The sequence below is a fragment of the Nonomuraea sp. ATR24 genome (assembly GCF_041950485.1).
Lineage (GTDB): Bacteria > Actinomycetota > Actinomycetes > Streptosporangiales > Streptosporangiaceae > Nonomuraea > Nonomuraea ceibae.
The window spans coordinates 504,628-531,438 of record NZ_JBGNUU010000001.1; the positions used below are offsets into that span (position 1 = coordinate 504,628).

The 26,811-nt window shown below is 72.4% G+C and carries 22 protein-coding genes; 11 read left to right on the forward strand and 11 right to left on the reverse strand.

Translation table 11 applies throughout. The features are described 5' to 3' along the window. Window position 1 precedes the first annotated feature (1 nt). From ACBI99_RS02430 to ACBI99_RS02455, 6 genes are read left to right on the forward strand one after another with little or no spacing between them, the layout of a single operon-like run. Window positions 2-772, forward strand: coding sequence for an ATP-binding cassette domain-containing protein (locus ACBI99_RS02430; protein WP_219506947.1), 771 nt, complete (start codon window positions 2-4; stop codon window positions 770-772). Further along, the gene (locus ACBI99_RS02435; RefSeq protein ID WP_219506949.1) at window positions 769-1,998 is read left to right on the forward strand and encodes a sugar ABC transporter permease; all 1,230 of its coding nucleotides are present in this window, start codon (window positions 769-771) and stop codon (window positions 1,996-1,998) included. Before ACBI99_RS02430 ends, ACBI99_RS02435 begins: the two co-directional genes overlap by 4 nt. After that, complete coding sequence (locus ACBI99_RS02440) at window positions 1,998-3,467, forward strand: FGGY-family carbohydrate kinase (RefSeq protein WP_219506951.1); 1,470 nt, start codon at window positions 1,998-2,000, stop codon at window positions 3,465-3,467. Before ACBI99_RS02435 ends, ACBI99_RS02440 begins: the two co-directional genes overlap by 1 nt. After that, window positions 3,464-4,900, forward strand: coding sequence for an FGGY-family carbohydrate kinase (locus ACBI99_RS02445; protein ID WP_375071585.1), 1,437 nt, complete (start codon window positions 3,464-3,466; stop codon window positions 4,898-4,900). Before ACBI99_RS02440 ends, ACBI99_RS02445 begins: the two co-directional genes overlap by 4 nt. Then, complete coding sequence (locus ACBI99_RS02450; RefSeq protein WP_357586973.1) at window positions 4,897-5,511, forward strand: histidine phosphatase family protein; 615 nt, start codon at window positions 4,897-4,899, stop codon at window positions 5,509-5,511. The genes ACBI99_RS02445 and ACBI99_RS02450 overlap by 4 nt, the downstream gene beginning before the upstream one ends. Continuing rightward, window positions 5,508-6,551: a 2-hydroxyacid dehydrogenase gene (locus tag ACBI99_RS02455; RefSeq protein ID WP_219506954.1), complete on the forward strand. Its 1,044-nt coding sequence runs from the start codon at window positions 5,508-5,510 to the stop codon at window positions 6,549-6,551. The genes ACBI99_RS02450 and ACBI99_RS02455 overlap by 4 nt, the downstream gene beginning before the upstream one ends. On the opposite strand, the gene ACBI99_RS02460 is transcribed toward ACBI99_RS02455, so the two are convergent. The 3 genes from ACBI99_RS02460 to ACBI99_RS02470 all read right to left on the reverse strand — a co-directional run bounded on the left by ACBI99_RS02460 (window position 6,514) and on the right by ACBI99_RS02470 (window position 9,585). Further along, complete coding sequence (locus tag ACBI99_RS02460) at window positions 6,514-7,353, reverse strand: carbohydrate ABC transporter permease (RefSeq protein ID WP_357586971.1); 840 nt, start codon at window positions 7,351-7,353, stop codon at window positions 6,514-6,516. The two genes, ACBI99_RS02455 and ACBI99_RS02460, sit on opposite strands and share 38 nt — an antisense overlap. Beyond that, complete coding sequence (locus ACBI99_RS02465; RefSeq protein ID WP_364176472.1) at window positions 7,350-8,222, reverse strand: sugar ABC transporter permease; 873 nt, start codon at window positions 8,220-8,222, stop codon at window positions 7,350-7,352. Before ACBI99_RS02465 ends, ACBI99_RS02460 begins: the two co-directional genes overlap by 4 nt. 64 nt (window positions 8,223-8,286) lie before the next feature. Beyond that, complete coding sequence (locus ACBI99_RS02470) at window positions 8,287-9,585, reverse strand: ABC transporter substrate-binding protein (RefSeq protein WP_357586969.1); 1,299 nt, start codon at window positions 9,583-9,585, stop codon at window positions 8,287-8,289. Window positions 9,586-9,742: 157 nt separating this feature from the next. Between ACBI99_RS02470 and ACBI99_RS02475 the strand changes: the two genes are divergently transcribed. After that, window positions 9,743-11,605, forward strand: coding sequence for an ABC transporter ATP-binding protein (locus ACBI99_RS02475; protein ID WP_375071586.1), 1,863 nt, complete (start codon window positions 9,743-9,745; stop codon window positions 11,603-11,605). Here ACBI99_RS02475 and ACBI99_RS02480 read toward each other — a convergent pair whose 3' ends face one another. The 3 genes from ACBI99_RS02480 to ACBI99_RS02490 all read right to left on the reverse strand — a co-directional run bounded on the left by ACBI99_RS02480 (window position 11,606) and on the right by ACBI99_RS02490 (window position 14,257). Continuing rightward, window positions 11,606-12,340 (reverse strand): CAP domain-containing protein, encoded by a 735-nt coding sequence (locus ACBI99_RS02480; RefSeq protein ID WP_375071587.1) that lies wholly within the window; start codon window positions 12,338-12,340, stop codon window positions 11,606-11,608. Window positions 12,341-12,417: 77 nt separating this feature from the next. Beyond that, the gene (locus tag ACBI99_RS02485) at window positions 12,418-13,842 is read right to left on the reverse strand and encodes a penicillin-binding transpeptidase domain-containing protein (RefSeq protein ID WP_357586965.1); all 1,425 of its coding nucleotides are present in this window, start codon (window positions 13,840-13,842) and stop codon (window positions 12,418-12,420) included. A gap of 37 nt (window positions 13,843-13,879) precedes the next feature. After that, window positions 13,880-14,257: a MerR family transcriptional regulator gene (locus ACBI99_RS02490; protein WP_375071588.1), complete on the reverse strand. Its 378-nt coding sequence runs from the start codon at window positions 14,255-14,257 to the stop codon at window positions 13,880-13,882. A gap of 63 nt (window positions 14,258-14,320) precedes the next feature. Between ACBI99_RS02490 and ACBI99_RS02495 the strand changes: the two genes are divergently transcribed. Further along, on the forward strand, window positions 14,321-15,241 hold the full coding sequence (locus tag ACBI99_RS02495; protein ID WP_357586963.1) for an aldo/keto reductase: 921 nt from the start codon (window positions 14,321-14,323) through the stop codon (window positions 15,239-15,241). Here ACBI99_RS02495 and ACBI99_RS02500 read toward each other — a convergent pair whose 3' ends face one another. Then, window positions 15,242-15,880, reverse strand: coding sequence for a TetR/AcrR family transcriptional regulator (locus tag ACBI99_RS02500; RefSeq protein ID WP_219506969.1), 639 nt, complete (start codon window positions 15,878-15,880; stop codon window positions 15,242-15,244). A 73-nt stretch (window positions 15,881-15,953) separates the two neighbouring features. Here ACBI99_RS02500 and ACBI99_RS02505 point away from each other — a divergent pair, with 73 nt between their 5' ends. After that, the gene (locus tag ACBI99_RS02505) at window positions 15,954-17,258 is read left to right on the forward strand and encodes a GH1 family beta-glucosidase (RefSeq protein WP_375071589.1); all 1,305 of its coding nucleotides are present in this window, start codon (window positions 15,954-15,956) and stop codon (window positions 17,256-17,258) included. Here ACBI99_RS02505 and ACBI99_RS02510 read toward each other — a convergent pair. Continuing rightward, a complete protein-coding gene (locus ACBI99_RS02510; protein ID WP_375071590.1) occupies window positions 17,255-18,139 on the reverse strand; it encodes a hypothetical protein in 885 nt (294 codons plus the stop codon). The two genes, ACBI99_RS02505 and ACBI99_RS02510, sit on opposite strands and share 4 nt — an antisense overlap. 200 nt (window positions 18,140-18,339) lie before the next feature. On the opposite strand from ACBI99_RS02510, the gene ACBI99_RS02515 reads away from it, so the two are divergent. Then, the gene (locus ACBI99_RS02515) at window positions 18,340-21,351 is read left to right on the forward strand and encodes a M14 family zinc carboxypeptidase (RefSeq protein ID WP_375071591.1); all 3,012 of its coding nucleotides are present in this window, start codon (window positions 18,340-18,342) and stop codon (window positions 21,349-21,351) included. A gap of 105 nt (window positions 21,352-21,456) precedes the next feature. After that, entirely contained in the window at window positions 21,457-22,890 is a 1,434-nt protein-coding gene (locus tag ACBI99_RS02520) for an aldehyde dehydrogenase (protein WP_219506973.1), read from the forward strand. A gap of 153 nt (window positions 22,891-23,043) precedes the next feature. On the opposite strand, the gene ACBI99_RS02525 is transcribed toward ACBI99_RS02520, so the two are convergent. The 3 genes from ACBI99_RS02525 to ACBI99_RS02535 are packed head-to-tail and all read right to left on the reverse strand — an operon-like array spanning window position 23,044 to window position 26,702. Continuing rightward, a complete protein-coding gene (locus ACBI99_RS02525; RefSeq protein WP_375071592.1) occupies window positions 23,044-23,805 on the reverse strand; it encodes an alpha/beta hydrolase in 762 nt (253 codons plus the stop codon). 10 nt (window positions 23,806-23,815) lie between these two features. Next, window positions 23,816-24,178: an AMP-binding protein gene (locus ACBI99_RS02530; RefSeq protein ID WP_375071593.1), complete on the reverse strand. Its 363-nt coding sequence runs from the start codon at window positions 24,176-24,178 to the stop codon at window positions 23,816-23,818. 58 nt (window positions 24,179-24,236) lie between these two features. Further along, window positions 24,237-26,702 (reverse strand): LuxR C-terminal-related transcriptional regulator, encoded by a 2,466-nt coding sequence (locus tag ACBI99_RS02535; RefSeq protein WP_219506977.1) that lies wholly within the window; start codon window positions 26,700-26,702, stop codon window positions 24,237-24,239. Between the last annotated feature and the right edge of the window lie 109 nt (window positions 26,703-26,811).

The window sequence follows — 26,811 nt, forward strand, 5'->3', positions numbered from 1 at the left end:
CGTGAGCGTCCTGTCCCTGCGCGGGATCAGCAAGACCTTCGGCGCGGTCGCCGCGCTCACCGACATCGCGCTCGACGTCGCCGCCGGCGAGGTCGTGGCGGTGGTCGGCGACAACGGGGCCGGCAAGTCCACGCTGGTCAAGATCCTTTCCGGGGTGCACCCGCCGGACTCGGGGACGATCACGTTCGCCGGGCGGCAGGTCGAGATCCCCACCCCGGCGGCGGCCCACAAGCTGGGCATCGCCACCGTCTTCCAGGATCTCGCCCTGTGCGAGAACCTCAACGTGATCCAGAACCTGTTCCTGGGCCAGGAGATCCGCCCGCTGCGGCTGAACGACGTGGCGATGGAGACCCGCTCGTGGGAGCTGCTCCGGCAGCTCTCGGCGAAGATCCCCAGCGTGCGGGTGCCGGTCGCGGCGCTGTCCGGCGGGCAGCGGCAGACGGTGGCGATCGCCAGGTCGCTGCTCGGCGACCCGAAGATCATCATCCTGGACGAGCCGACGGCCGCGCTGGGCGTGGCCCAGACGGCCGAGGTGCTCAACCTGGTCGAGCGGCTGCGCGAGAACGGCCTCGGCGTCATCATGATCAGCCACAACATGGCGGACGTGAAGGCCGTGGCCGACACGGTGGCGGTGCTCCGGCTCGGCCGCAACAACGGCGTCTTCCCCGTGAAGGACGTCTCCGCCGAGGACATCATCGCCGCGATCACCGGCGCCACCGACAACGTCGTGGCCCAGCGGGCCGCGCGCGGGCAGGAAGGACAGCAGCCGTGACGACGACCACCGACCGCCAGGACGAGCGGTTGCAGAGCCGCGACGGCCTGCGCGGCGCGCTCACCGACGTGGTCGAGCGCGCCCGCGGCGGCGACCTGGGCATGATCCCCGTGGTCGTCGGCCTGATCGTCATCTGGACCGTGCTGCAGATCCTCAACCCGGTCTTCCTGTCCAGCGCCAACCTGGTCAACCTCACGCTGGAGTCGGCCGCCGTCGGCGTGATCGCGCTCGGCATCGTGTGCGTGCTGCTCGTCGGCCAGATCGACCTGTCGGTCGGCTCGGTCAGCGGGCTGTCGGGCGCGGTCCTGGCGGTGCTGTTCGTCGTCAAGGGGCTGCCGGTCTGGCTGGCGATCCTCGCCGCCGTCGTGCTCGGCGCGGTGGTCGGCTGGCTGTACGCGCAGCTCTTCAACCGGTTCGGGGTGCCGAGCTTCGTCATCACGCTGGCCGGTCTGCTGGGCTTCCTCGGGCTCCAGCTGTACGTGCTCGGCACCAACGGGTCGATCAACCTGCCGTTCGACTCGGGGCTGGTGAGCTTCGCCCAGTTCTCGTTCGTGCCCGACTGGCTGTCCTACACGCTCGCGGTGGTCGCCTCGGCCGCCCTGTTCGTCAGCGGCTACCTGCACGCCAGGGAGCGGCGCAAGGCCGGGCTGTCGGCCAGGAGCGTCACGACCCTCGCCGTCAGGAGCGCGGCGCTGCTGGTCGCGCTGGGGTTCGTGGTCTGGTACCTGGGCCAGACGCGCGGCGTCGGCTGGATGTTCGTCTTCTTCGTGGCGCTCGTGCTGGTCATGCACTACCTGCTGTCGCGGACGAAGTGGGGCAGGTCGGTCTACGCGGTCGGCGGCAACGTGGAGGCCGCGCGCCGCGCCGGCATCAACGTCAAGACCGTGTTCACCACGGTGTTCGTGCTGTGCTCGACGTTCGCAGCCGTGGGCGGCATCATGGCCGCCGCCCGGCTGGCCGCGGTCAACCCGAGCAGCGGCGGCGGCGACGTCAACCTCAACGCGATCGCCGCGGCGGTCATCGGCGGCACCAGCCTGTTCGGCGGCCGGGGCTCGGCCTTCGGCGCGCTGCTCGGCGTCGTCGTCATCCAGTCGATCTCCAGCGGCCTGACGCTGCTGAACCTCGACTCGTCCATCAGGTTCATGGTCACCGGGGCCGTCCTGCTGCTGGCGGTGGTCGTCGACTCCGTCTCGCGCAGGTCGAGGACCTCGCACGGCAGGGCGTGATGGCCGCCATCTGCGTCGACGCCGGCACCACGGTGATCAAGGCGGTCGGCTACGACGAGGCCGGCGCCGAGGCGGTCGTGGTCCGGCACGACACCACGGTGTCCCGGCCCGCGCCCGGCCACGCCGAGCAGGACATGGACGCGGTCTGGGACGCGGTCGCCCGCGCGGTGCGCGAGGTCGCCGCCCAGCTGGCCGGTCCGGTCCGGTTCGTCGCCGTGACCGCGCAGGGTGACGGCTGCTGGCTGGTCGACTCCTCGGGGGTGCCGACCGGCCCGGCCATCCTGTGGAACGACGGCCGCGCCGCCGCCGTGGTCGACGGCTGGAACCGCGCCGGCCTGGCCGAGGCCGCCTTCCGGGTCAACGGCTCGTCGGCCGCCTCCGGGCTGCCGCACGCGATCCTGACCTGGCTGAAGGAGCACGACCCGGACCGGCTGGCCCGCTCGGCCGCGATGCTGACGTGCGGCGGCTGGATCTTCTCCCGGATGACCGGGGTGCACGCCGCCGACGAGTCCGACGGCTCGGCCCCGTTCATGGACCTGCGGACCCGCCGCTACTCCCCCGAGCTGCTGGAGCTGTTCGGGCTCGGCTGGGCCGAGCGGCTGCTGCCGGAGCTGCGTGACGACTCCCGCCGCACGGCCCCGCTCACCGCGGGCGCGGCGTCGGCGCTCGGCGTGCCCGCCGGGACCCCGGTCGTCATGGCCCCGTACGACATCGCCGCCACCGCGATCGGCGCCGGGGCGGTGAGCGCCGGGCAGGCGTGCGCCATCCTCGGCACCACCCTGTGCGTGGAGAGCGTCGTCGAGCGGCCCGCCCTCGACGGCGATCCGGTCGGCATCACGATCGCGCTGCCCGGCGGCTACCTGCGGGCCTTCCCCACGTTCGCCGGGACCGAGGTCGTCCAGTGGGCCTGCCGCCTGCTCGGCCTGGGCCACCCGGCCGAGCTGAGCGAGCTGGCCGAGCGGAGCGAGCCGGGCGCGCGCGGGCTGGCGCTCCAGCCGTACTTCTCCCCCGCCGGAGAACGGGCCCCGTTCTCCGACCCGCTGGCCAGGGGCGCGTTCCTGGGGCTGTCCGTCGAGCACGGCCGCGAGGACGTGGCGCGGGCCGTCCTGGAAGGGCTCACGCTGGTCGTCCAGGACTGCCTGGCCGCCTCCGGCCCGCCGCCGCGCGAGCTGCGGGTGTGCGGCGGCGGCTCGGGCAGCGCGCTGTGGCTGCGGCTCATCGCCGACGTGACCGGCCTCCCGGTGCTGCGCCCGGCCGACACCGAGGTCGGCGCCAGGGGCGCCTTCCTGGTCGGCCTCGCCGCCACAGGCGCCGACCTGAAGACGGCCGCCGACCAGCACGTACGCCTGCGCCCGGCCGTCGAGCCGCGGCCGGGCCCGTACGAGCACGCCTACCGCGACTTCCTCGCGCTGCGCGAGACCACCGCCGGAACGTGGCCGCTGCTGGCCGGGATGCGAGGCCGTCCATGAGCGTCCACCTGGGCATCGACCTCGGCACGCAGAGCGTGCGCGCGATGGCGGTCGACGGGACCGGGCGGGTGCTCGGCGCGGCGAGCCGCCCCCTGACCAGCCGCCGCGACGGCCCCCGCCACGAGCAGGACCCCGAGGAGTGGTGGCACGCGCTCGCCGGGGCCACCCGCGAGGCCCTGGACGGCGTGACCGGGCCGGTGGCGGGCCTCGCCGTGGACGCCACGTCTGGAACGCTCCTGCTGACGGACGGCGCCGGCGCGCCTGTGACCCCGGCGCTCATGTACGACGACCGCCGCGCCGCCTCCTTCGCCGACCGGGTCAACGAGGCGGGCTCGGCCGTCTGGGAACGCCTCGGCTACCGGCGCATGCAGCCGAACTGGGCGCTGCCCAAGCTCCTGTGGCTGCTGGAGTCGCAGCCGGCGGGCGGCTTCCTGGCCCACCAGAGCGACTTCGTCAACCGCCGCCTGACCGGCGGCCCCGTCGCCACCGACCTGAGCAACGCGCTCAAGACCGGCGTCGACCTGATCGAGGAGCGCTGGCCGTACGAGGTGCTCGACGAGCTGGGCGTGCCCGCCGGGATGCTGCCCGAGGTGGTGCGGCCCGGCACCCGCATCGGCACGGTGTGCGCCGAGGCCGCCCACGTCACGGGCATCCCCGAGGGCACGCCGGTGATCGCCGGGACCACCGACGGCTGCGCCGCCCAGCTCGGCGCCGGCGCCCTGACGCCGGGGAGCTGGAACTCGGTGCTCGGCACCACCCTGGTGCTCAAGGGCGTGACCCGTGACCTCATCCACGACCCGCTCGGCGTCGTCTACTCGCACCGCGCGCCCGACGGCTCCTGGCTGCCGGGCGGCGCGTCGAGCACCGGCGCCGGAGTGCTGGCCCGCGACCTGCCCGGCCGCGACCTCGACGCGCTCGGCGAGCAGGCCCAGGCCCGCTACGACGGGCGGGGCGGCCCGCCGATCACGTATCCGCTGGTGTCGCGGGGCGAGCGGTTCCCGTTCGCGGCGGCCGGGGCCGAGGGCTTCACGCTGGGCGAACCCGCCGACGACGTCGACCGCTACGCCGCGATCCTGCTCGGCGCGGCGTTCGTGGAGCGGCTCTGCTTCGACTACCTGGACCTGCTCGGCGCCCCGGTGGACGGCGAGATCATCCTGACCGGCGGCGCGACGCGGAGCGCGTACTGGAACCGGCTGCGCGCGGACGTGCTGGGCCGGCCCGTGACGCTGCGCGAGAACGCCGAGCCCGCCCTCGGCATGGCCGTGCTGGCGGCGGGGGCGCGGGCGGGCGGGATGGTCCGCACCCGCGCGGTGATCGAGCCGTCCGGGGCCGATCACCGCGAGCCGTACCTGCGGTTCGTCGCCGAGCTGGAGAACCGGGGCTGGCTGCCGTCGCAGGCCGCCGCCCACGCGCGTGAGAGGAGCGCCCGATGACGGACCTGGTGCTGGTGCGCCACGGCGAGACCGTGTGGCACGCCGAGAACCGCTACGCCGGCGTCAGCGACGTCGAGCTGACCCCGCGCGGCCACGAGCAGGCCGAGCGGCTGGCCCGCTGGGCGCGCACCGCCGGGCTGGACGCGGTGTGGGCCTCGGACCTGAGCCGCGCCCGCATCACCGCCGCCGGGAGCGCCGAGGCGGCGGCCGTGGCGCTGCGGGTGGACGAGCGCCTGCGCGAGCTCGACTTCGGCAAGGGCGAGGGGCTGACCGCCGAGGAGATGCGCGAGCGCTTCCCCGGGGCCCGCGCCGCCTTCGAGGCCGACCCGGGCGCGAACCCGCTGCCCGGCGGGGAGCGGCCCGGCGACGCCGCCGACCGGTTCACCGCCGCGCTCCGCGACATCGCCGCCGACCGGCCCGGCGGCCGGGTGCTGGTGGTCGCGCACACGACCGCGATCAGGATCGCGCTGTGCCGGCTGATCGGCGTGCCGCTCGGCGAGTACCGGCGGCTGTTCCCGCGCCTGGACAACTGCGCGCTCACCGAGCTGCGGCTGCGCGGCGAGCAGGTCGCGATCCTGAAGTACAACTCCCCGATTGGAGCTCTGCGTTGACCATCCGAGTCCTGGCCGCCGGTGACCATTTCGTCCGCAACGACCTGCTCATCGACGCTTTGCGCCGAGAGGTCCCCGGCGAGGTGCTGACCGGCGAGCTCACGCTGCCGTGGCCCGTGGTGCCCTTCGGCCGGGTGGGCGAGGTCGACGAGGCGTCGGACGTGGAGGACGAGCTGATCGAGGCGCTGCAGGGCGTCGAGGCGTGCGTCACCCAGATGGCGCCGCTCACCCGGCGCGTCCTCGACGCCTGCCCCGACCTGCGGCTGTTCGCGGTGAGCCGGGGCGGCCCGGTGAACGCGAACCTGGCGGCCGCCACCGAGGCGGGCGTGGCCGTGACGTTCGCGCCGGGCCGCAACGCCGTCGCCACCGCCGAGCACACGCTGGCCATGCTGCTGGCCGCCACCCGGCGCGTCCCGCAGACGCACGCCGACCTGGCCGGAGGCGTGTGGCGCGGCGACTACTACGTCTACGACAACGTCGGCCCCGAGCTGGAGGGCAGCACGGTCGGCCTGGTCGGCTACGGCGCGATCGGCCGCCGGGTGGCCCGGATGCTGGCGGGGTTCGGCGCCGAGGTGCTGGTCTTCGACCCGTACGTGGACGTGCCCGGCCGGGTGGAGCTGGACGAGCTGCTGTCGCGGTCGCGGTTCGTGTCGCTGCACGCCCGTGCCACCCCGGAGACGGCCGGCATGATCGGCGCCGCCGAGATCGCCCGCATGCCGGCCGGGTCGGTGCTGGTCAACTGCGCGCGCGGGGCACTGCTCGACTACGACGCGCTGTGTGACGCGCTGGAGTCGGGTCACCTGTTCGGCGCGGCGATGGACGTCTTCCCCGAGGAGCCCATCCCCGCCGGGTCCCGGCTGCTGACCGCGCCGAACCTGGTGATGACGCCGCACCTGGCCGGGGCGAGCAAGGAGACGGCCGCGAAGGCCGCCTCCATCGTCGCCGCCGACGTGGCCCGCTACGTGCGCGGCGAGCCCCTGCTGCACTGCGCCAACCCGGCCGTCACCCTTTCAGCGCGCCAGCCATCAGGCCGCGCATGAAGAAGCGGCCCAGCAGCACGTAGATGAGCATGGTCGGGATCGAGGCCAGGATCGCCGCGGCCATCTGCTGGCTGTAGGGGGTGGCCTGGGCGCCGGCGATGTTGTTCAGCATCACCGTGGTCGGCCAGCTCGTCGGCCCGGTGAGGAACACGGCGAACAGGAAGTCGTTCCACAGCGAGGTGAACTGCCAGATGATCACCACGGCGATCGCCGGGCCAGACACCGGCAGCACCACCGACCAGTACGCGCGCAGCATCCCGGCCCCGTCGACCCGTGACGCCTCGATCAGCTCGTCCGGGATCGTCACGTAGTAGTTGCGGAAGATCAGCGTGCAGATCGGGATGCCGTACACCACGTGCGCGAGCACCAGGCCGGGGATGCCGCCGTAGAAGACGCCCTGGAGCCCGGTCAGCTCGTTCAGCCCGACCAGGAGCTGCACCAGCGGGATCATCACCCCCTGGTACGGGATGAACATGCCGAACAGGAACAGCGTGAACAGCACGTCCGCGCCGGGGAAGCGCCACTTGGACAGCACGTAACCGTTCATGGAGCCGAGCGCGCACGACAGGAGCGAGCCGGGCACCGCGAGCAGCACGCTGTTCCACAGGCCGGGGGCGAGCTTCTCCCACGCCACGCCCCACGCCTCGAACGTCCAGGTCTCCGGCAGGTTCCACGCCTGGCCGGGGTCCGCCTCGGTCAGCGGCTTGAAGCTGGTGACCAGCAGCACGTAGATGGGGATCAGGAAGACCGCCACGAACGCGATCAGCAGGACGAGCCGCACCCAGGAGCCCGCGTGCCTCATGAGCGCCTCTCCTTGCGGACGGACCAGATCAGGTACGGGATCACGAACACGGCGACGCTGAGCACGATGTACGAGGCGATGGTGGCGCCCTTGGCCGGGTCGTGGGAGTCGAACACCGCCACCCACATGAACACGGCGGGCACGTCGGTGACGATCTGCTTGCCGGAGACCGCGACGATCAGGTCGAACACCTTGAGCGAGATGTGGCCGAGGATGATCAGCGCGGACAGCGTCACCGGGCGCAGCAGGGGCAGCACGACGTGCCGGTAGACGCCCCACTCGGTGGCGCCGTCGACCCGCGCGGCCTCCCGCAGCTCCTCGGGGACGCCACGGAACCCGGCGAGAAACAGTGCCATGACATATCCGGACATCTGCCAGACGGCCGGCAGCGCCATCGCCGCCATGCCCCACTCCTGGTTCCGGAACCACTCCCACTGCGGCAGTCCCACCGCGTCGAACAGCCGGTTCAGCCCGACCGCCCGCTCGTCCATGCCCGAGTTCATCAGCCACCGCCACACGATGCCGGTGGCGACGAACGACACGGCCATCGGGAACAGGTAGATCGCCCGGAACGTCCCTTCGCCCCAGATGCCCTTCTCCATCAGGAACGCCAGGAACCAGCCCAGCACCAGCGCCCCGGCCACGAACACGACCGTGAACACGATCGCGTGGTTCACCGACAGATGCCACCTGGCCTGGTCCCAGATGTCGATGAAGTTCCGCAGCCCGACGAAACCGCCCTCGGACACCTCGTCGTGCTGGTCCGTCATGGCCAGCCGGAAGTTCCAGCCCAGCAGGCCGTACACGAACACGCCGATCGCCACGATCGACGGCGTGACCAGGAGCAGCCCCGGGAGCCAGGCGCGCACCCGTCTCAACGATTGCCTCCCTCTCCGAAGGGGGTACGGCGGGCGGGCCCGCCGTACCCGCCGATCACTGGGCGTTCGCCGTCGCGGCGGCGGCCAGGCCCTTCTGCAGCTCGGCCACGTCCTGGGTGCCGATGAACAGCCCGACCGCCTCGTTGATGGCGGCCAGCCACGGCTGGTTCACCGCGACGCCGTGCTGGATGGAGCCGGCCAGCTTGTTGCCCGACCAGTCCTTCAGCGCGTCGGCCAGGTAGTCGGTGTAGAGGGACTGGTCGGCGTCCTTGCGGGCGGGGATGGAGCCCTTCTTCGGGTTGAAGGCGTCCTGGCCCTCCTTGCTGGCCGCGACCTTGAGCCAGGCGACGGCCCCGTCACGGTTCTTGGCGCCCTTGGGCAGGGTGAAGCTGTCCGACAGCCACAGGTAGGTGCCCTCGGTACCGGGCGCGGGCGCCCAGTCGAAGTCCGTCTTCGACTTCTTGCCGAGGCCGCCGTCCGGCGGGTTGTGGAAGTAGCCGTACGCCCAGTCGCCCATGATGTTGAACGCGGCCTCGCCGTCAGCCACCTGCTTGGCCGCGGGCTGCCAGTCGTCCTGGGGGCTGCCCGCGTACGACATGATCGTCTTGAAGTTCTCCAGCGCCTTGGCCACCTGGGGGCTGTTCCAGTCGGCGCCCGGCTTGAACAGCGCGTTGTAGGCGTCGGTGCCGAGCGAGCCGAGCAGCACGCTCTCCAGCAGGTGGGTGACCGTCCACTCCGACCCGATCGACAGCGGGATCTTGCCCGTGGCCTTGACCTTCTCCAGGGCGGCGACGAACTCCTCGATCGTCTTGGGCGCGCCCGCGACGCCCGCCTCCTTCAGCACCGACGGGTTGAACCACAGCACGTTGGACCGGTGGATGTTCACCGGCACCGAGTAGATCTTGCCGTCCACGCTGATCTGCTCGACGAGCTGCGCCGGGAAGGCGTCGGCGAGCTTGAGCTCGTCGTAGAGGAAGTTGAGCTCCTCCAGGTCACCGGCCTTGATGTAGCCCTGCAGCTCGGCGCCCGCGTGCCCCTGGAACGTGTCGGGCGGCGTGTCGGCCTGCAGCTTCGAGGCGAGCAGCGCCTTGGCCTTGTCGCCGGAGCCGCCCGCGACCGCGGCGTCGAAGAACGTCAGGTTCGGATTCTGCTGTTCGAAGATCTCTCGCATCGCCTTCAGGCCGTCGGCCTCGCCCGGCCCGGTCCACCAGGAGAACACCTCGACCTGCTGCTTGCCGCCACCGCCGTCGCCGCTCGCGGCCGGCTCGGCCGGGGAGCCGCCACCGCCGCACGCCGACAGCCCGAGCAGGCCCGCCAAAGTGATCGCGACGGTCGCCGTCCACCGTCGTCTCATCGCACACCATCCCTTCGAGAAAACCCCCGAGCTGGTGACTTGACAACGTTGTCAGTAGGGCCATCAACGCACTTTGCCCACTTCTGCGTCAAGGAGTGCACGGATAACAGGTCCGCATACCACGAGAACTGTCAGTGCCCGCGGGCACACTCCAGGTATGGCCGACGAGCCCCTCGAACTGGGCGAGATCTCCCTCTCCGACTGGCACGCTCACAACGACACGATGGCCGACGTGGGGTTCCTCGTCATCGCGAGGCGGCTTCCCTCACTCGTCCGCCAGGCCATGAGCATGGCCTGGCGCGCCAGCCCCCGCGACACCGTCGCCACGGTCGGGCTCAGCCTGCTCGGCGGCGTCTTCACCGCCTTCGGCCTGCTGGCCACCACCGGGGTGCTCAACGCGCTGTTCAGCGAGGGGCCCACCCCCGACCGGGTGATCGCCGCGCTGCCCAGCCTGGCCCTGGTCGCCGCGATGGCGACGCTGCGCACCTCCGTCCAGGCCGGCGCGGGCTGGGCGCAGTCACGCCTCGACCCGCAGGTGACCCGGCTGACCGAGGAGCGCCTCTACGGCCTGACCAGCCGCGTCGAGCTCGTCGCCTACGACGACCCCGACTTCCACGACGCGCTCCAGCGGGCCCGCACCCGGGGCGTCCAGATGGCCGACATGGTGGTGACCTCCGCCATCGACGTGGTCACGGCCGCCGTCGGCATCGCCGCCGTCGCGGGCGTGCTCGGCGTGCTCCACCCGGTGCTGCTGCCCCTGCTCCTGCTCGCCGTGCTGCCCGACGCCTGGGCCGCCGTGCGCAGCGCCCGGATGCGCTACACGACGATGTTCTCGCTCATCCCCGCCATCCGCCGCAAGTGGATCATCGCCGAGCTGCTGGCCAACCGCGACCCCGCCGCCGAGGTCCGCTCGTTCACCATGCGCGGCTTCCTGCTGCGCATGTACGACGCGGTCGCCAAGGCCGAGCAGGACGTGCTGCTCGGCCTGGCCAGGCGGCAGACCGTCGCCAGGCTCGTCGGCGAGGCGCTGGGCGGCCTCGGCAGCGCCCTCGTCTACGTGGCGCTCGGCGTGCTGCTCGCGATCGCCGCGATCCCCCTCTCCGTCGCCGGCACCGCCGTGCTGGCCATCAGGTCCGGCCAGAGCTCGCTGGCCCACCTGATGTACGCCACCAACCGGCTCTACGAGGAGGGCCTCTACTTCACCGACTTCCTGGAGTTCTGCGACTCGGCCGAGCGCTGGCTGCCCGGCGCCGCCCGCACGACGGCCCCCGAGCGCTTCGAGCGCATCAGCGCCGTCGACGTCACGTTCACCTACCCGGGCTCCGACGAGCCCGCCCTGCGCGGCGTGTCGGTCGAGGTCAAGCGCGGCGAGGTGATCGCCTTCGTCGGCGAGAACGGCTCCGGCAAGACCACCCTCGCCAAGATCCTGTCCGGCCTGTACGAGCCCGACACCGGCAGCGTGCTGTGGGACGACGTCGACCTGCGCACGGTCAGCCCGGAGGACCTGCGGCTGCGCACCGCGGTGATCGCCCAGGACCACACCCGCTGGCCGCTCGCCGCCCGCTACAACATCACGATGGGCACCGACAAGGGCCAGGACGCCCTCGACGCGGCGGCGGCGGTCGCCGGGGCCGACGAGGTCGTCGCCGGCCTCCCCCACGGCTACCGCACCCTGCTCGACCGGCGCTTCAAGGACGGCCACGAGCTGTCCGGCGGGCAGTGGCAGCGCATCGCCGTGGCACGCGGCTTCCATCGCGACGCCTGCCTGCTGATCTGCGACGAGCCGACGGCGGCCCTCGACGCCCGCGCCGAGCACGCCCTGTTCGAGCGCATCCGGGGCCACTCCGACGGCCGCACGGTCCTGCTCATCACCCACCGCCTGGCCAGCGTCCGCTACGCCGACCGCATCTACGTGCTCGACCACGGCCGCGTCACCGAGGAGGGCGACCACGCCACGCTGATGGCGCTCAACGGCCTCTACGCCGAGCTCTACACCCTCCAGGCGTCCGCCTACCGGTGATCAGTGGCTGGCGAACGCCTGCGTCCAGTGTCCGCCGGCGAAGCCGACGCCGATGTGGGTGTAGGCGCAGGTGAGGATGTTGGCCTTGTGGCCGGGGCTGTCCATCCACCCGGACATGACCTCGGCCGCCGTGCGCTGACCGGCCGCGATGTTCTCGCCCCAGGAGCCGATCGGCGCGAAGCCGGCGTCGCGGATGCGGTCCTCGGGCCCGTCGCCGTCCGGGGCCTCGTGGTCGAAGAAGCCGCGGGCGGCCATGTCCTTGGAGTGGGCCAGCGCCGCCGCCCGGAGCTCGGGGTCGTGCTTGAGCGGCTTGCACCCGGCCTTGGCCCGGGCGGCGTTGGTGAGCTTGACCACCCCGTTCTCGGCGGCCGTGCCCACGGCGCCCCCGGTGCCCACGGTGGCGCGCTGCTCGGCGCGGGCCGGGGTCCGGGTGCGGGTGGGGGTCGGCTTGGGCTTGGGCTTGGGGCTGCTGGTCGTGCGGGTGGGCTTCGGGGTCGGCTTCGGGGTGACCGGCTTGCTCTTCGTGGGAGTCGGAGTCGGGGTGGGGGTGGGCGTCGGGGTCGGGGTGGGGGTGGGGGCCGGCGCAGGGGAGGGGGTGGTCGTCGCGGCGACGATCTCGGTCGCGGGGCGGCGGTCGGGCGCGGGGGCTCGGGTGGCGAGGATGACCGCCAGTCCGGCGACGGTGCCCACGATGACGGCGAGGGTGGCGAAGAGGAGCTTGCGGGCTGTGGTCATTGATCACACAATGGGGGTTTTGGTCCAATAACTAGCACAATGTCGGAGTTTATCCAGATTTACGGTGACGGCAATGGCTAGGACAGCACCGCCTGCATGATCGTGCGGGCGATGGGCGCCGCCGGGCCGGGACGTTCCAGCACCACCCCCACCGCCACCTCCGGCGCCCCCGCCGGGGCGAACGCGGTGAACAGCGCGGGAGCCCCCGGGCCCGCCGACTTGGCCGCCACCGAAATGCCCGGGATGGCCGCCGCCGTGCCCGGCCCGCCCGGCCGGGTGATCGTGGTCATCATGGCCGTGAGCTGCCCGGCCAGCTCGGGGGCCAGCGTCGTGCGGTACGGCGCCGGCGCGGCCCGCCGGATGACCGAGCCGTCCCGCAGCCGCACCTCCTCCACCAGGTACGGGCGCATCAGCGTGCCGTCGTTGGCCACGGCCGCAGACAGCATGGCGACCATGAGCGGCGTGACGCGCCCGCCCGGCCCGCCGATGGCCGCCAGGGCGGTGTGGGACCGGTCCGCGGCGCCGTCGAACGAGCTGGGCGTCACGGGCAGCGGGATCGTCAGCTCCGGGGCGTTGAAGCCGAACGCGTCCGCCTGGTCCCGCAGCGTGTCCTGGCCGAGTTGCAGGCCGATCCCGGCGAAGGCCGTGTCGCAGGAGCCCTGGAAGGCGCGGGCCAGCGTCGGCCGGGCGTCGCGGCCGCACGGCCTGCCGTCGACGTTGTGCACGTACCGGGTCGTTCCAGGCAGGCGCAGCTTGGCGGGGCCGGGCAGCTCGGTGGCGGGCCCGTACTCGCCGGTGGCCAGCGCGGCGGCGGTCGTGACGAGCTTGAACGCCGAGCCGGCCGGGTAGGTCTCGGCGGTCGCCCGGTTCAGCAGCGGGCTGCCGGGCGCGCGGCTCAGCCGCCGCTCGACGCGCGCCAGCGCGGCGGCGTCGAACGTGGCGAAGGCGTTCGGGTCGTAGGACGGGTAGCTGGCCAGGGCGAGGACGGCGCCGGTCGCCGGGTTGATCGCGACGGCGGCGCCGGGCGTGCCGGCGGCCCGCAGGCTCTGGTAGGCGGCCCACTGGGCCCGGTCGCTGATCGTCAGGCGGACGTCGGCGGCCTGCTCGGTGCCGATCCTGACCAGCGACTGCATCTTGACCTTGGCGTCGGTGCCCGACAGCGCCGCCTCCAGGGCCCGCTCGACGCCGGTCGCCGGCCCCGCCGTGAGATGCCCGGTGACGGGCGCGAACATCTCCCCGTGCGGGTAGAAGCGGCGATAGCGGTACGGCCCGCCGTCCGTCTCCCGGCTGGTGGCCACCACGGTGCCGTCGAAGCTGAGGATCGCGCCGCGCGGCTCGTCGAACCGGGCGATGCGGGCCCGCTCGTTGCGCGGGTCGGCGTTGAGCGACCTGGACGAGAACGCCTGGACGAAGGTCAGGTGCGCCAGCAACGCGAACAGCATCCCCGCGCAGATCCGTGCCACGCGGCGCAGCGTGCCGTTGATCCTTCTCGCCCTGGTCATGGATTCCGGTTTTAGCAACCGGAGATCCAAGCCCCGGCTAGAGGACGCTGCGGTAGTAGGAAATCTTGTCGCTGACGTAGCGCTTGCGCTCGATCAGGTTGCCGATCTGCGCCTCGACGCGGCGATCGTGCTCTTCGAGGAGCGCGATGCGGTCGGCGATCGTGTGGTCACCGGCGCGGACCAGCTCGGCGAAGCGCAGCATCTCGGCGATCGGCATGCCGGTGTCGCGCAGGCAGCGGATGGTGCCGAGCCAGCCGACGTCCTCCTGGCTGAACCTGCGCTGCCCGGCCGCGTTGCGCTCGACCGGTTCGAGCAGCCCGATCTTCTCGTAGTAGCGCAGGGTGTCGAGGGAGAAACCGGTCTCCTCGACCACTTCGGCGGGGGTGTAGACGCTCACGGGAGCCAAGCATTGCACCTGGAGTGGGCTCCAGGTCAACCATTTGACATGGAGTCCACTCCAGGTCGCACAGTTCGGTCCATGAACATCGCACTCGGCACGATTCCGTTCGGCACCAGCGTCAGCCGTGAGGACACCTTCGCCATCCTGGACCGCTTCGTCGAGGCGGGCGGCAGCATGCTCGACACGGCCAACAACTACCCGTTCTGGGTCGAGGGCCGCACCGGGGACGAGAGCGAGCAGACCATCGGGGCCTGGCTCGCCGCCCGGGGCAACCGCGACCAGGTGTTCCTGAGCACGAAGGTCGGCGCCCGGCCGACGGTGCCCGGTGACGTCACGCTGGACTCGGCGGAGGGCCTGTCGGCGCCGGCCGTGCGGGCGGGCGTCGAGGGCAGCCTGCGCCGCCTCGGCACCGACCACGTGGACCTCTACTGGGCGCACATCGAGGACCGGTCGGTGCCGCTGGAGGAGACCCTGGGCGCGTTCGACGAGCTGCACCGGCAGGGCAAGATCGGCAAGGTGGGCGCGAGCAACCTGCCGGCCTGGCGGCTGGAGCGGGCCAGGAACGTCTCGGCCGCGCACGGCTGGCTCCCTTACACGCACCTGCAACTGCGCCACACCTACCTGCGCCCGCGCCCGTACACGCGCCCGGCCGAGACCGGTCACCGCGTGACGGGCGACGAGCACCTGGAGTACGCGCGCGAGGCCGGGGTGACGCTGTGGGCGTACAACACGCTGATGTTCGGCGCCTACACCCGCGCGGACCGGCCGATCCCGGAGATCTACGACCACCCGGGCACCACGCGGCGGCTGGCCGCGCTGCGCGAGGTGGCGGGCGAGCTCGGCGCGACGCCGAACCAGGTCGTGCTGGCCTGGCTGATGGCCGGCGGCCACGTGCCGATCGTCGGCGTGAGCACGATGGCGCAGCTGGAGGAGGCGATCGGCGCGGCCGACGTCAAGTTCGACGACGCGCTGCGCCGCCGCCTGGACGAGGCCGTCTGATCACGGCAGATGGTCGGCCAGGTAGCGTCGGACGAGCTGCTTGCACTCGGCGATCAGGTCGGGGTCGCCGTCGGGGTGCGCCCGGAAGGCCAGCTTGAGCACCGCGTCGCACGCCTCGACCGCGACCAGCAGCGCCCGGTCGAGGCCCGGCCCCCGGGGGGCGCCGAGCAGGTCGACGGTGAGGGCGCGCAGGCGGTCGGCGACGATCGCGTTGTTCTCCAGCGCGGCGTCGAGCGTGTGGTTGGCGCCGTCGGAGGCGTGGCCGCCGGGCGCGGCCAGCGCCTCACCGAAGTCGACCACGCCGAAGCCGGGCGTCGTGCGTTTCATCGCCACGAACTCGTCGATGGCCAGCTCGACCAGGTCGGTCCAGTGGCCGAGCTCGGCCTCGGCGATCCGCTCGGTCACCCGGCCCAGGAACGCCTCCAGGTTGCGCAGGGCCAGCGCCCGCACGAGCCCCTGCTTGTCGGGGAAGAACTGGTAGAACGTGCCGATCGGCACCTCGGCGCGGCGGGCGACCTCCTTGGTGGTGACGGCGTCGTAGCCGACCTCGTCGAGCAGGAGCGCACACTCGTCGAGCATCCGCTCCACCCGCTCCGCGCTGCGACGCTGGGCGGGGCGGCGGCGCAAGGTACTCGTCATGCCCTCATCTTGGCCCATTACCAACAAGTAGAGGTTAACATGAGCCCGACTCGCGAAACTTGAGGAGCACGGCATGTTCCTGTGGGGCACGGCGACGGCGGCGTACCAGATCGAGGGCGCGGCGGACGAGGACGGCCGGGGCCCGTCCATCTGGGACACCTTCTCCCACGAGCCCGGCCGCACCCGCGACGGGCACACCGGCGACGTGGCCTGCGACCACTACCACCGCTGGCCCGAGGACGTCGCGCTGATGTCGGAGCTCGGAGTCGGCGCCTACCGGTTCTCCATCGCCTGGCCGCGCGTCCAGCCCTCCGGCGCCGGCCCGGCCAACCCCAAGGGTCTCGACTTCTACGAACGCCTGGTCGACGCCCTGCTCGCGGCCGGGATCACGCCGGTGCCGACGCTGTTCCACTGGGACCTGCCGCAGGCCGCCCAGGACCGCGGCGGCTGGCTGAACCGCGACACCGCGCACCGCTTCGCCGACTACGCCGCCCTCGTCGCCGACCGCCTCGCCGACCGCGTGCCGATGTGGATCACGCTCAACGAGCCGTTCGTGCACATGGCGTACGGCCACGCCCTCGGCCTCCACGCGCCCGGCCAGGCCCTGCTCCTCGACGCGCTGCCCGTGGCCCACCACCAGCTCCTCGCCCACGGCCTGGCCACGGCGGCGCTGCGCGCGGCGGGCGCCGGGCAGGTCCTGCTCACCAACAACTGCACGCCCGTGTGGGCCGCCTCCGACGCGGCCGAGGACGTGGCCGCCGCCGAGGCGTACGACATCCTGCACAACCGCCTGTTCAACGACCCCGTCCTCACGGGCGCCTACCCCGACCTGTTCGCGTACGGGGCGAAGGAGCTCGGCTTCGTCCGCGACGGGGACCTCGCCGTGATCGCCGCGCCGCTCGACGGGCTCGGCGTCAACTACTACAACCCCACCCGCATCGCCGCCCCCGCCGGGCCCGGCCTGCCCTTCACCGACGCCGGCGTCACCGGCCACCCCACCACGGCCTTCGGCTGGCCGGTCGTCCCCGACGGCCTGCGCGAGCTCCTCACCGGCCTGCTCGCCCGCTACGGCGACGCCCTGCCGCCCGTCTACGTCACCGAGAACGGCTGCTCCCAGCCCGACGTCCCCGGCCCCGACGGCACCGTGGACGACCAGGACCGCATCGCCTACCTCGACCAGCACATCGCCGCCGTCCACGCGGCCCGGCGCGAGGGCGTCGACGTGCGCGGCTACTTCGTCTGGTCACTGCTGGACAACTTCGAGTGGGCCGAGGGCTACCACCAGCGCTTCGGCCTGGTCCACGTCGACTTCGCCACCGGCCGCCGCACCCCCAAGGCCTCCTACCACTGGCTCAGGGCCCGCCTGGCGACGCTCTAGAAGACCGAGACGTGGACGTGGTCGTAGTGGTTGGCGGTCGCGCCACCTCGGTCGGACATGGGGTCCCAGCCCCCGCCTGAGCGGATGTCGTAATAGCGCTGCTTCCAGATGATGTACATGACGCCCATGCGCTGACCGTTCTTGATCAGGTAGTTGGAGATCGCGTCGCCGTTCGCGGCGTCGAAGCCGCTGGCCACGGAGCCGCCGGTGGACATCATGAAGTCGCAGGCCCGCCCCTTGCCGTGCTCGCCCGGGTCGCCGGGCCTCAGGCAGCCGACGCTCTTCACCGGGAAGTTCTGCATGATCTCGGCGCGCACCGCGATCATGCGGGGAGTCAGGCCCTCGCCGCCGCCGGGCTGCTGGAAGCCGTACTTGGCGAGGAGGCGGTCGAGCTCGGCGCGCCGGCTCTTGATGGCCTTGATCTCCTTCTGCATCTTCTTGATCTTGTCGTTGGCCGCCAGCTTCGCCTTCTGGGAGTCGGCGATGAGCTTCTGCACGTGGGCGACCTGGCCGGCGCGGACCTGGGCCATGAAGTTCATGTTGGCGGCGTGGCCGAGCGTCTTGTACGGGTCGACCTGGGTGGCGAAGAGCTGGGTGCCGTCGATGGGGCCGAGCATGTAGCTCGTCTGGGCGATGGCGGCGAGCTTGCCCTGGGCGTCGGCGAGCCGCTTCTGCAGGTGACCGGAGGTGTCGAGGGCCTTCTTGGCCTGAACCTTGATCTCTTCGAGGCTCTGGATGGAGCCGCGGTAGCGGTTGTTGAGCGCGGCGGCTTCCTTGGTCAGCTTGCGCAGCTGGGCAGGGGTCGGATCGGCGGAAACCGACTGCGGGGTGAGCAGGGCGGCAAGGACCACGGCGAACACGGCAAAGCGCCCGGTCTTCACGCCACGACCTCCCCTCGTAGACGGTCGAGACTATAGAAGATGATCTTCAAGCCTGTCACCTGAACAGTGGAACTCGTGCCTCATTGACCCTCCAAGTGCCCATTTGTCCGATATAAGCGTTATATAAAGTTGGGCCTTGCCCAGAGCGTGAACCCGGATTGAGATGGCGGTCGAACTCGTCTCTGCGAAGGGGCAGACCCGTGTCTCGATCACTCACCATCGTCTCAGCCGTCATCATCGGCTTAGCCACGTCCATGGTCGCCCTGGAAGCCCAGGCGGCCGTGGACCCGCTGCCGCCCGGCGACAGGATCGAGCTCTACCAGCTCGACAGCCCGCCGGGCACCGCCCAGACCCTCCGGGAGCAGGGCTTCGACGTCGTCCAGCAGGAGATCAAGGACGGTCGGGAGCACGTCGAACTGACCGCCGCCCAGGCCGACCTGGCCGGGCTGAAGAAGCTCGGCCTCAAGCCCGAGCCGGTGCGCAACCCCCAGGGTCAGACCCAGCTGGAGGCCGCCAGGACCCAGGCGGCCGGCGGCTACACCGTCTTCAGGTCGTACTCCGAGCCCGGCGGCATCGCCGACCAGCTCAGGGCCATCGCCGACGCCAACAAGGACGTCGTGAAGCTCCAGTCGATCGGCAAGACCGTCCGGGGCCAGGACATCCTCGCCGCCAAGGTCAGCACGATGGCCCGGCTGCTGCCCGACGGGATCAAGCCCGCCTCGCTGTTCTCCGCCACCCAGCACGCCCGCGAGTGGATCGCCACCGAGGTGGACATGCGGCTGCTCAAGCACGTGGTGGCGCACAAGGGCGAGCTGCGCGACCTGCTGAACAGGACAGAGCTGTGGTTCGTGCCGGTGGCCAACCCCGACGGGTACGACTTCACCTTCACCGAGGGCAACCGGCTGTGGCGCAAGAACCTGCGTGACGTGAACGGGGACGGGCAGATCACGCTGGGCGACGGCGTGGACCCCAACCGCAACTTCCCCACGAACTTCCACTACGACGAGGAGGGCTCCTCCTCCATCCCGAGCAGCGAGACCTACCGGGGCGCCGGCCCGGCCAGCGAGCCGGAGACCAGGGCCATGGACGGGCTGATGCGGCGCGTCCGGTTCGAGACGCAGCTCAACTACCACTCCTTCGGGCCGCTGCTGCTCTACCCGAGCGGCTTCCAGATCGCCACGGAGACGGCCGACAACCCGATCTACGAGGCGCTGACCGGCACCGACGACCGGCCCGCGGTGCCGGGCTTCGACCCTGACCTGGGCGCCGAGCTCTACACGACGAACGGCGACACCAACGACCACGCGCACCGTCAGTACGGCACGCTGTCGTGGACCCCGGAGCTGAACGAGGGCTGCGACGGCTGCGGCTTCGTCTTCCCCGACGACGAGGCGCTGGTGCAGGCCGAGTTCGAGCGCAACCTGCCGTTCGCGCTCGACGTGGCGCGCTCGGCCGTCAACCCGGTGGAGCCGGTCACCCACCTGGGCAACAGGACGCCGGACTTCGTCGTGGACGCCTTCGGCACCAGCCACGGCCGCACCCAGGCCGTCCAGGTCAACGCCAAGCGCAAGCTCGGCCCGGTCTTCCTCAACTACCGGGTCAACGGGGGCCGTACGAAGACCGTCCTGACGCGTGAGTGGCGCGGCGGCGAGCGCTACGGCGACGGCTACGACCGCTACTACCACCGGATGCGCGGCACGGTCACGGGCACCCGGCCGGGCGACAAGGTGGAGGTCTGGTTCAGCGCGTTCGGCAAGAAGAGCGACGCGTTCACGTACGAGGTGGCCGCGGACATCGGCGGCAAGGTGCTGGTGCTGGCGGCCGAGGACGTGACGGGGATCAGCCCGGCGCAGGGCGTGACCGAGGCCAAGTACGCCGACGAGTACGCCAAGGCCCTCGACGAGGCGGGTTACAGCTCCGACGTGTACGACATGGACCGGAACGACCGGAAGGCGCCGCACCCGCTGGGCGTGCTGAGCCACTACGACGCGGTCGTCTGGGAGACCGGCGACGACATCATCCCGCGCAGCGTGGGCCAGGCTCCCGGCACCACCTCCAAGGCGGGCGTGGACGTCGAGCTGGCCGTGCGCGACTATCTGAACGAGGGTGGCAAGCTGCTGCACGCGGGCAAGTACCCGTCCTACGCGGCCAACGCCAACGGGTCCTACTACTACCAGCCCGACCAGCCGGCGCGGCCGGAGTGCGGCGAGCCGAGCGACCCGCCGTGCATCCCGGTGTTCAACGACTTCCAGCAGTACTGGCTGGGCGCGTACGTGTTCTTCGACAACGCGGGCAGCGACGCGGCCGGGCAGCCGTTCGCGCTGGGCGGGACCGGCGGCCGGTTCGAGGGCTTCTCCGCCACGCTGGAGCCGGACGTGCACACGAACTCGTTCGTGGCCACCTCGGCGATCCTGCCGCCGGATCAGTTCCCGCTGTTCGCCAGCTCGGCGCCGGTCAAGTGGGTGCGGCCCGGCGGCCCGTTCGACCCGCACACCGGCTCGTGGGACGTCTACAGCGGCATCGCCGACGTGTCGTGGAAGCGGCTGACCAGGACCGTCGACCTGACCGGCAAGAGCAGCGGCGAGCTGACGTTCTGGACCTCCTACGACACCGAGTCCGCCTGGGACCACCTCATGGTGGAGGCCAGGACGGCGGGCGGCGACGACTGGACGACGCTGCCCGACGCCAACGGGCACACCACGCAGGCGACCGGCAGCAGCTGCCAGTCGGGCTGGAGCGACATCCACCCGCACGTCCTGCGCTACCAGGGTCCGCAGTGCGAGTCGACCGGCACGTCCGGCTCCTGGAACGCGGCCTCCGGCAACTCGGGCGGCTGGCAGCAGTGGAAGATCGACCTGACCCCGTACGCGGGCAAGACGGTCGAGCTGTCGATCTCGTACGTGAGCGACTGGGGCACCCAGGGCGCCGGCGTGTTCCTCGACGACGCCACGGTGACGCTGGACGGGGCGACGGCCGAGGAGACGTCGTTCGAGTCGGACCTGGGCGGCTGGACCGTGGCCGGGCCGCCGCAGGGCAGCGCGCCGTCGATCAACAACTGGTTCCGCACCGACCAGGTCTTCGAGGAAGGCGCGGGCATCGTCACGAAGGACACCGTCTACCTGGGGTTCGGCGCTGAGAGCGTGGTCGATCAGGCCGCGCGGGCCGACCTGGTGAAGCGGTCGATGCAGCACCTGCTGGGCAGCCGGCGCTGACCGTGATGAGGGGCGCGGCACGCGGTGCCGCGCCCCTCTTGCGCGCCCGGACAGAACATGGTTCGGTCGAGAGCATCACCACCGGTCAAGCAGGAGGCACACGACATGCGCCGGCACGACAAGCTGTTCATCGGGGGCGAATGGGTGGCCCCGGCGGGCACCGGGACGATCGACGTCATCTCCCCCCACACCGAGGAGGTCGTCGGCCAGGTCCCCGACGGCACGGCCGAGGACGTGAACCGGGCCGTCGCCGCCGCCCGGGAGGCGTTCGACCACGGGCCGTGGCCCCGCCTGAGCTTCGCCGAACGGGCCGAGGCGATCGGCAGGCTGGCCGAGATCTACACCGCCCGGCAGGGCGAGCTGGCCGCGCTCATCACCGAGGAGATGGGCTCGCCGATCACGTTCTCCAACCTCGCCCAGGCGCCGCAGCCGCTCGCCATGCTGCAGTACTACGCCGAGTACGGCCGCACGTTCGAGCAGGAGGAGCAGCGGCCCGGCCTGTTCGGGCCGGTGACCGTGCGGCGCGAGCCGGTGGGCGTGGTGGCGGCCGTGGTGCCGTGGAACGTCCCGCAGTTCGTCACCATGACCAAGGTCGCGCCCGCGCTGCTCGCCGGGTGCGCGATCGTGCTCAAGCCCGCCCCCGAGACGCCGCTGGACGCCTACCTGCTGGCCGAGATGGTCCAGGAGGCCGGCATCCCGGCAGGCGTGCTCAACATCGTGCCCGCCGGCCGCGAGGTCAGCGAGCACCTGGTGTCCCACCCGGGCGTGGACAAGGTGGCGTTCACCGGGTCCACCGCGGCGGGCCGCCGCATCGCCTCGATCTGCGGCGAGCAGCTCAAGCGCGTCAGCCTGGAGCTGGGCGGCAAGTCGGCGGCCATCGTGCTGGACGACGCCGACCTGCCCTCGTCGATGGGCATGCTGGCGATCGCCTCGCTGATGAACAACGGCCAGGCGTGCGTGGCGCAGACCCGCATCCTGGCCTCGCGCAACCGCTACGACGAGGTCGTGGAGGCGGTGGCCGGCATGGTCACCTCCCAGGCCGTCGGCGACCCCGCCGACCCGGCCACCGGCATCGGCCCGCTGGTCGCCCGGCGGCAGCAGGAGCGCGTCGAGGGCTACATCAGGGCGGGCATGGAGGAAGGCGCCAAGGTCGTCGTCGGCGGCCTGGACCGGCCCTACGACCGCGGCTGGTACGTGGCGCCGACCGTCTTCGCCGGCGTCTCCAACGACATGCGCATCGCCCGCGAGGAGATCTTCGGCCCGGTCCTGGCGGTGATCCCGTACGAGGACGAGGCCGACGCCATCAGGATCGCCAACGACAGCGACTACGGCCTGGCCGGGACGGTCTGGACCGCCGACGCCGACCATGGCATGGAGGTGGCCCGCCAGGTCCGCACCGGGACGTACGGCGTCAACTGCTACATGATCGAGCCGAACGTGCCCTTCGGCGGCTACAAGGCGAGCGGCGTCGGCCGCGAGCTCGGCCCCGAGGGGCTGGCCGGCTATCTGGAGCACAAGACGATCGCGCGGCTCGGCTGACGACGCCGGCGGTGGCCCCGCGAGCCCCCGAAACGCTGGGCCACCGACCGACTACAAGAAGTATGTCCCAGTCCACCACCGGCGGCGGTTTCCTTCCCCAGGGACTTTCTCCTGGCGGATTCTTACCTTCCGCCCTAGGTAGACGCTTATTACTCAGGAAAAGTTGGAAGAGATCCACTTTCCGATGCGACGGATGAGTTCGGGGGTCGCCGCGGACTCCGCGTGGCCGAAGCCGGGCTCGATCCAGAGCTCCTTCGGCTCCCGCGCGCCCTCGTGGAGCTGGTGCGCGTGGTCCAGCGGGAAGAACGCGTCGGCGTCGCCGTGCACGACCAGCAGGGGCACCGGCGAGATCAGCGCCGCGGCCTCGTGCGGCGGCATCGGCAGCGGGTCCCACCGGCCGCTGGAGATCCTGGTCCGCTTCGCCATCCGCGCCGCCCACCGGCCCACCGGCCGCTCGATGGCCCAGTGCACCTGCCGCATCGGCCGGGTGCCCCGGTAGTACCAGCGCGCCGGGCCGCTCACCGCCACCACCGCGTCCACGCCGCCGCGCAGCGCCGCGTGCCGCACGGCCACCGCCGCGCCCATGGAGAACCCCACCACGGCGATCCGCCGGTAACCGATCACCCGGGCGTGCCGCACGGCGGCGTCCACGTCGAGGATCTCCAGGTCCCCCACCGTGCTCCGGCCGCCGGAGCGCCCGTGGCCGCGGAAGTCGAACGCCACCACCCCGCCGGTCTCGCTCAGCACGTGCACGATGCGGCGCGCCGTACGCTCCCGCCACGACCCGGTGAACCCGTGGGCCACCACGATGCCGATCTCCTTATCGGCCGCCCCCCTGGGCGCCGTGTGCGCGGCGTCGATCCGGACGCCGTCCTCGGTCCTGAGCATGACGGGGAAGTGGGGCGCGAAAGGCATGCACCCGAGCTTAGAACGGGCCGTCACGCAGGTCGGCGACGCCCAGCACGACCCGTACGCGCGACTCGTCGGCCGCCTCCCTGACCGCGATCAGATCCGTGATCAGGACGCGGGCGCGGCTGGCCCGGATCCGGTCACGCAGCAGGCCGGGCTCCAGGTCCGGCGACACCGGCCAGGCGATCCCGCCCGCGGCGATCACCGCGTCGGCCGCCACCAGCAGGTCGGGGCCCACCGGCAGGCAGACGAGGACCGTGTCGCCCGCGCGCACCCCGCGCCGCCGCAGCACGACGGCCGCCGCCGCCGACCTCTCGTCGAGCTGCCGTTCGGTGATGGTCCGGCCGGTGCCAGGATCGACCATGACGATGCGCTCCATACGGGCCAACGTTAGGCAGGCCGCTCCCCCGGATACATGGGGCGGAATATGCAGATCCCTATGCAGAAGGCTGCTCGGCCGCCCAAACGGCGATCTGCGCGCGGGAGGTGTAGCCGAGTTTCTCCATGATGTTGGCGATGTGCCGCGCCACCGTCGCCGGGCTGATCACCAGTTCCTCGGCGATCGCCCGGTTGGACAGGCCGCCGGTGAGCAGCCCGGCGATCTCCCGCTCGCGGGCGGTCAGCGGCGAGTGACCGACCGGCAGCGCCCCGACCAGCGGGCCGCCGGCCGACGGGGTGATGGCCAGCGGCATGGCGCCCGGCGGGGTGGGCGGGCCCGGGTCCGCCTCGGGGGGCCGGACGCCCTCCAGGACGAGCCGCGCGGCGTCGTCGGGGCTCATCCGCCCGCCCCGCGCCCACAGCGCGGTCGTGCGGCCCTCGCCGAGCTTGGCGCGGGCGCGGGCCAGCAGCTCCTCGATCCGGGCCGTGCCCGACCGCTGCCCGATCGACGCGCGCAGCGCGGCGGCCGCCGCCGCGGCAGGCACCGCGCTCTCCAGGTCGCCCTCGGCCTCGGCCAGCACCGACAGCCCCACCAGGCAGCGGGCCACCCCCTGGCGCTGGCCGGTGCGCCTGCTCAGCTCCAAGCTCGCCGCCAGCCGCTCGCGCGCCGTCGCGAACTCCCCCAGCAGCGCCGCCACCCGCCCGATCCTGGCCAGCACGCGCGCCAGGTCGACGCCGCCGCCCAGCTCGTCCAGCCAGGGCACGGCCAGCTCGTAGCGGGCCTTGGCGGTCGCCAGGTCGCCACGCGCCTCGGCCACCGCGCCGAGCTGGGTGGCGGCCCTGGCCATGATCCACCGGTGGCCGTGCTCGCACGCCCTGGCGAGCGCCTCGTCACCGTGCCGCTGCGCCTCGCGCAACCGGCCGCGGACCAGCGCGACCGCCGACAGGCCCGCCAGCCCGGCCGCCTGGTTCCACGTGTCGCCGGCCGCCGTGGCCAGCGCCAGGCCGAGCTCGGCGTGGTGAGCGGCCTCGCCCGCCCGGCCCATGCGCAGCAGCACCATGACGAGCAGGCTGTGCATGACGCACCGCTGGAAGCCCTCGTCCAGGTCTTCCAGGCTGCGCAGCGCGTACTCCAGCGAGCGGCCCAGCTCGTCCCTGGCCTCCAATCCGTAGGCGAGGAACCCGTCGGCCTGGGCGACGCGGCCGGGCGTCACGCCGCTCAGGTCGAGCGCCAGCAACCGCTCGATCCAGCCGACGATCTCCAGCGGGTTGCCGCTGACCGGCAGCAGCCCGGTGCTGGTCGAGCAGAGCCGCAGCGCCCGGTCGACGTCGCCGGACTCGGCGGCCCAGTCGAGCGCGGCCCGCTGGTCGTCGAGCAGGCCGCGGCTGCGCGTCAGCGCCTCCAGCCGGCGCGGCCACGGCACGCCGGGCTCGACCAGCTCGGTGGCGAAGTAGCGCTCCTGCAGCTCGCACAGCACGGCCAGGTGGCGCTCGCGCAGCGCGTCGTGTTCGCCGGCCTCCCGCAGCAGCCCGGCCGCGTAGTGGCGGATGGTGGCCAGCAGGCGGTAGTGGCTGCGGGACTCGTCGCAGAGCACCAGCGACTTGTCCACCAGCGCGCCCAGCAGGTCGACCAGCTCGGACCCGGCGATCGGCGGGCCGCCGCACACCTGTTCGGCCAGGTCCAGGTCGAACGGCCCGGCGAACACCGACAGCCTGCGCAGCAGCACCTGCTCGCGATCCGACAGCAGGTCGTAGCTCCACTCGACGGCCGCCAGCAGCGTGCGCTGCCGGGCCGGGGCGGTGCGCTCGCCGGTCGTGAGCAGCGAGAACCGGTCGTGGACGCGGTCGGCGATCTGGCCGGGGCTGAGCAGGCTGGTGCGGGCCGCCGCCAGCTCCAGCGCCAGCGGCAGCCCGTCGAGCTCCCGGCACAGCCGTACGACGTCGGGCAGGCTGCCGTCGTCCAGCCGGGTGCCCGCGGCGGCGGCCCGGTCCAGGAAGAGCCGCACCGACTCGGCCCGCGCCTCCGCGCCCTCGGGCAGGTCGAGCGGCGGCACCCGCCAGACGAGCTCGCCCGCGATGCGCAGCGGCTCGCGGCTGGTGGCCAGGATCGCCAGCTCGTCCCAGGAGGCCAGCAGCGCGGCGGCCACCTCGGCGCACTCGTCGATCAGGTGCTCGCAGTTGTCGAGCACGAGCAGGCAGCGCCCGTCGCGCAGCCGGGCGGCGACGGTGCCCAGCAGCGGCCTGCCGCGCTCCTCCCGCACGCCCAGCGCGCGGGCGATCTCGCGCACGACCAGCTCGGGCCGGCTGATCCTGGCCAGCTCGGCCAGCCACACGCCCTCCGGGTAGGCGGGCGCGCACTGCGCGGCCACCCGCAGCGCCAGCCGGGTCTTGCCGATGCCGCCGATGCCGCACAGCGTCACCAGGCGGGCGTCTCCGACGAGCCGGCACAGCTCGCCGATGTCGCGCTCGCGGCCGACGAAGCTGTTGGGCTCCGCCGGGAGGTTGTGCCGGGGGGCTTCTCGCATGTGGTCACCCTGCGTCGCGGAAGGATCACACTCTCCCACAGTGTGACACTTTCCACGCGACGAGCCAGCTTTCCAGGGGATGGCCGAGCCTTCTAGGGGCTGAGGGAGT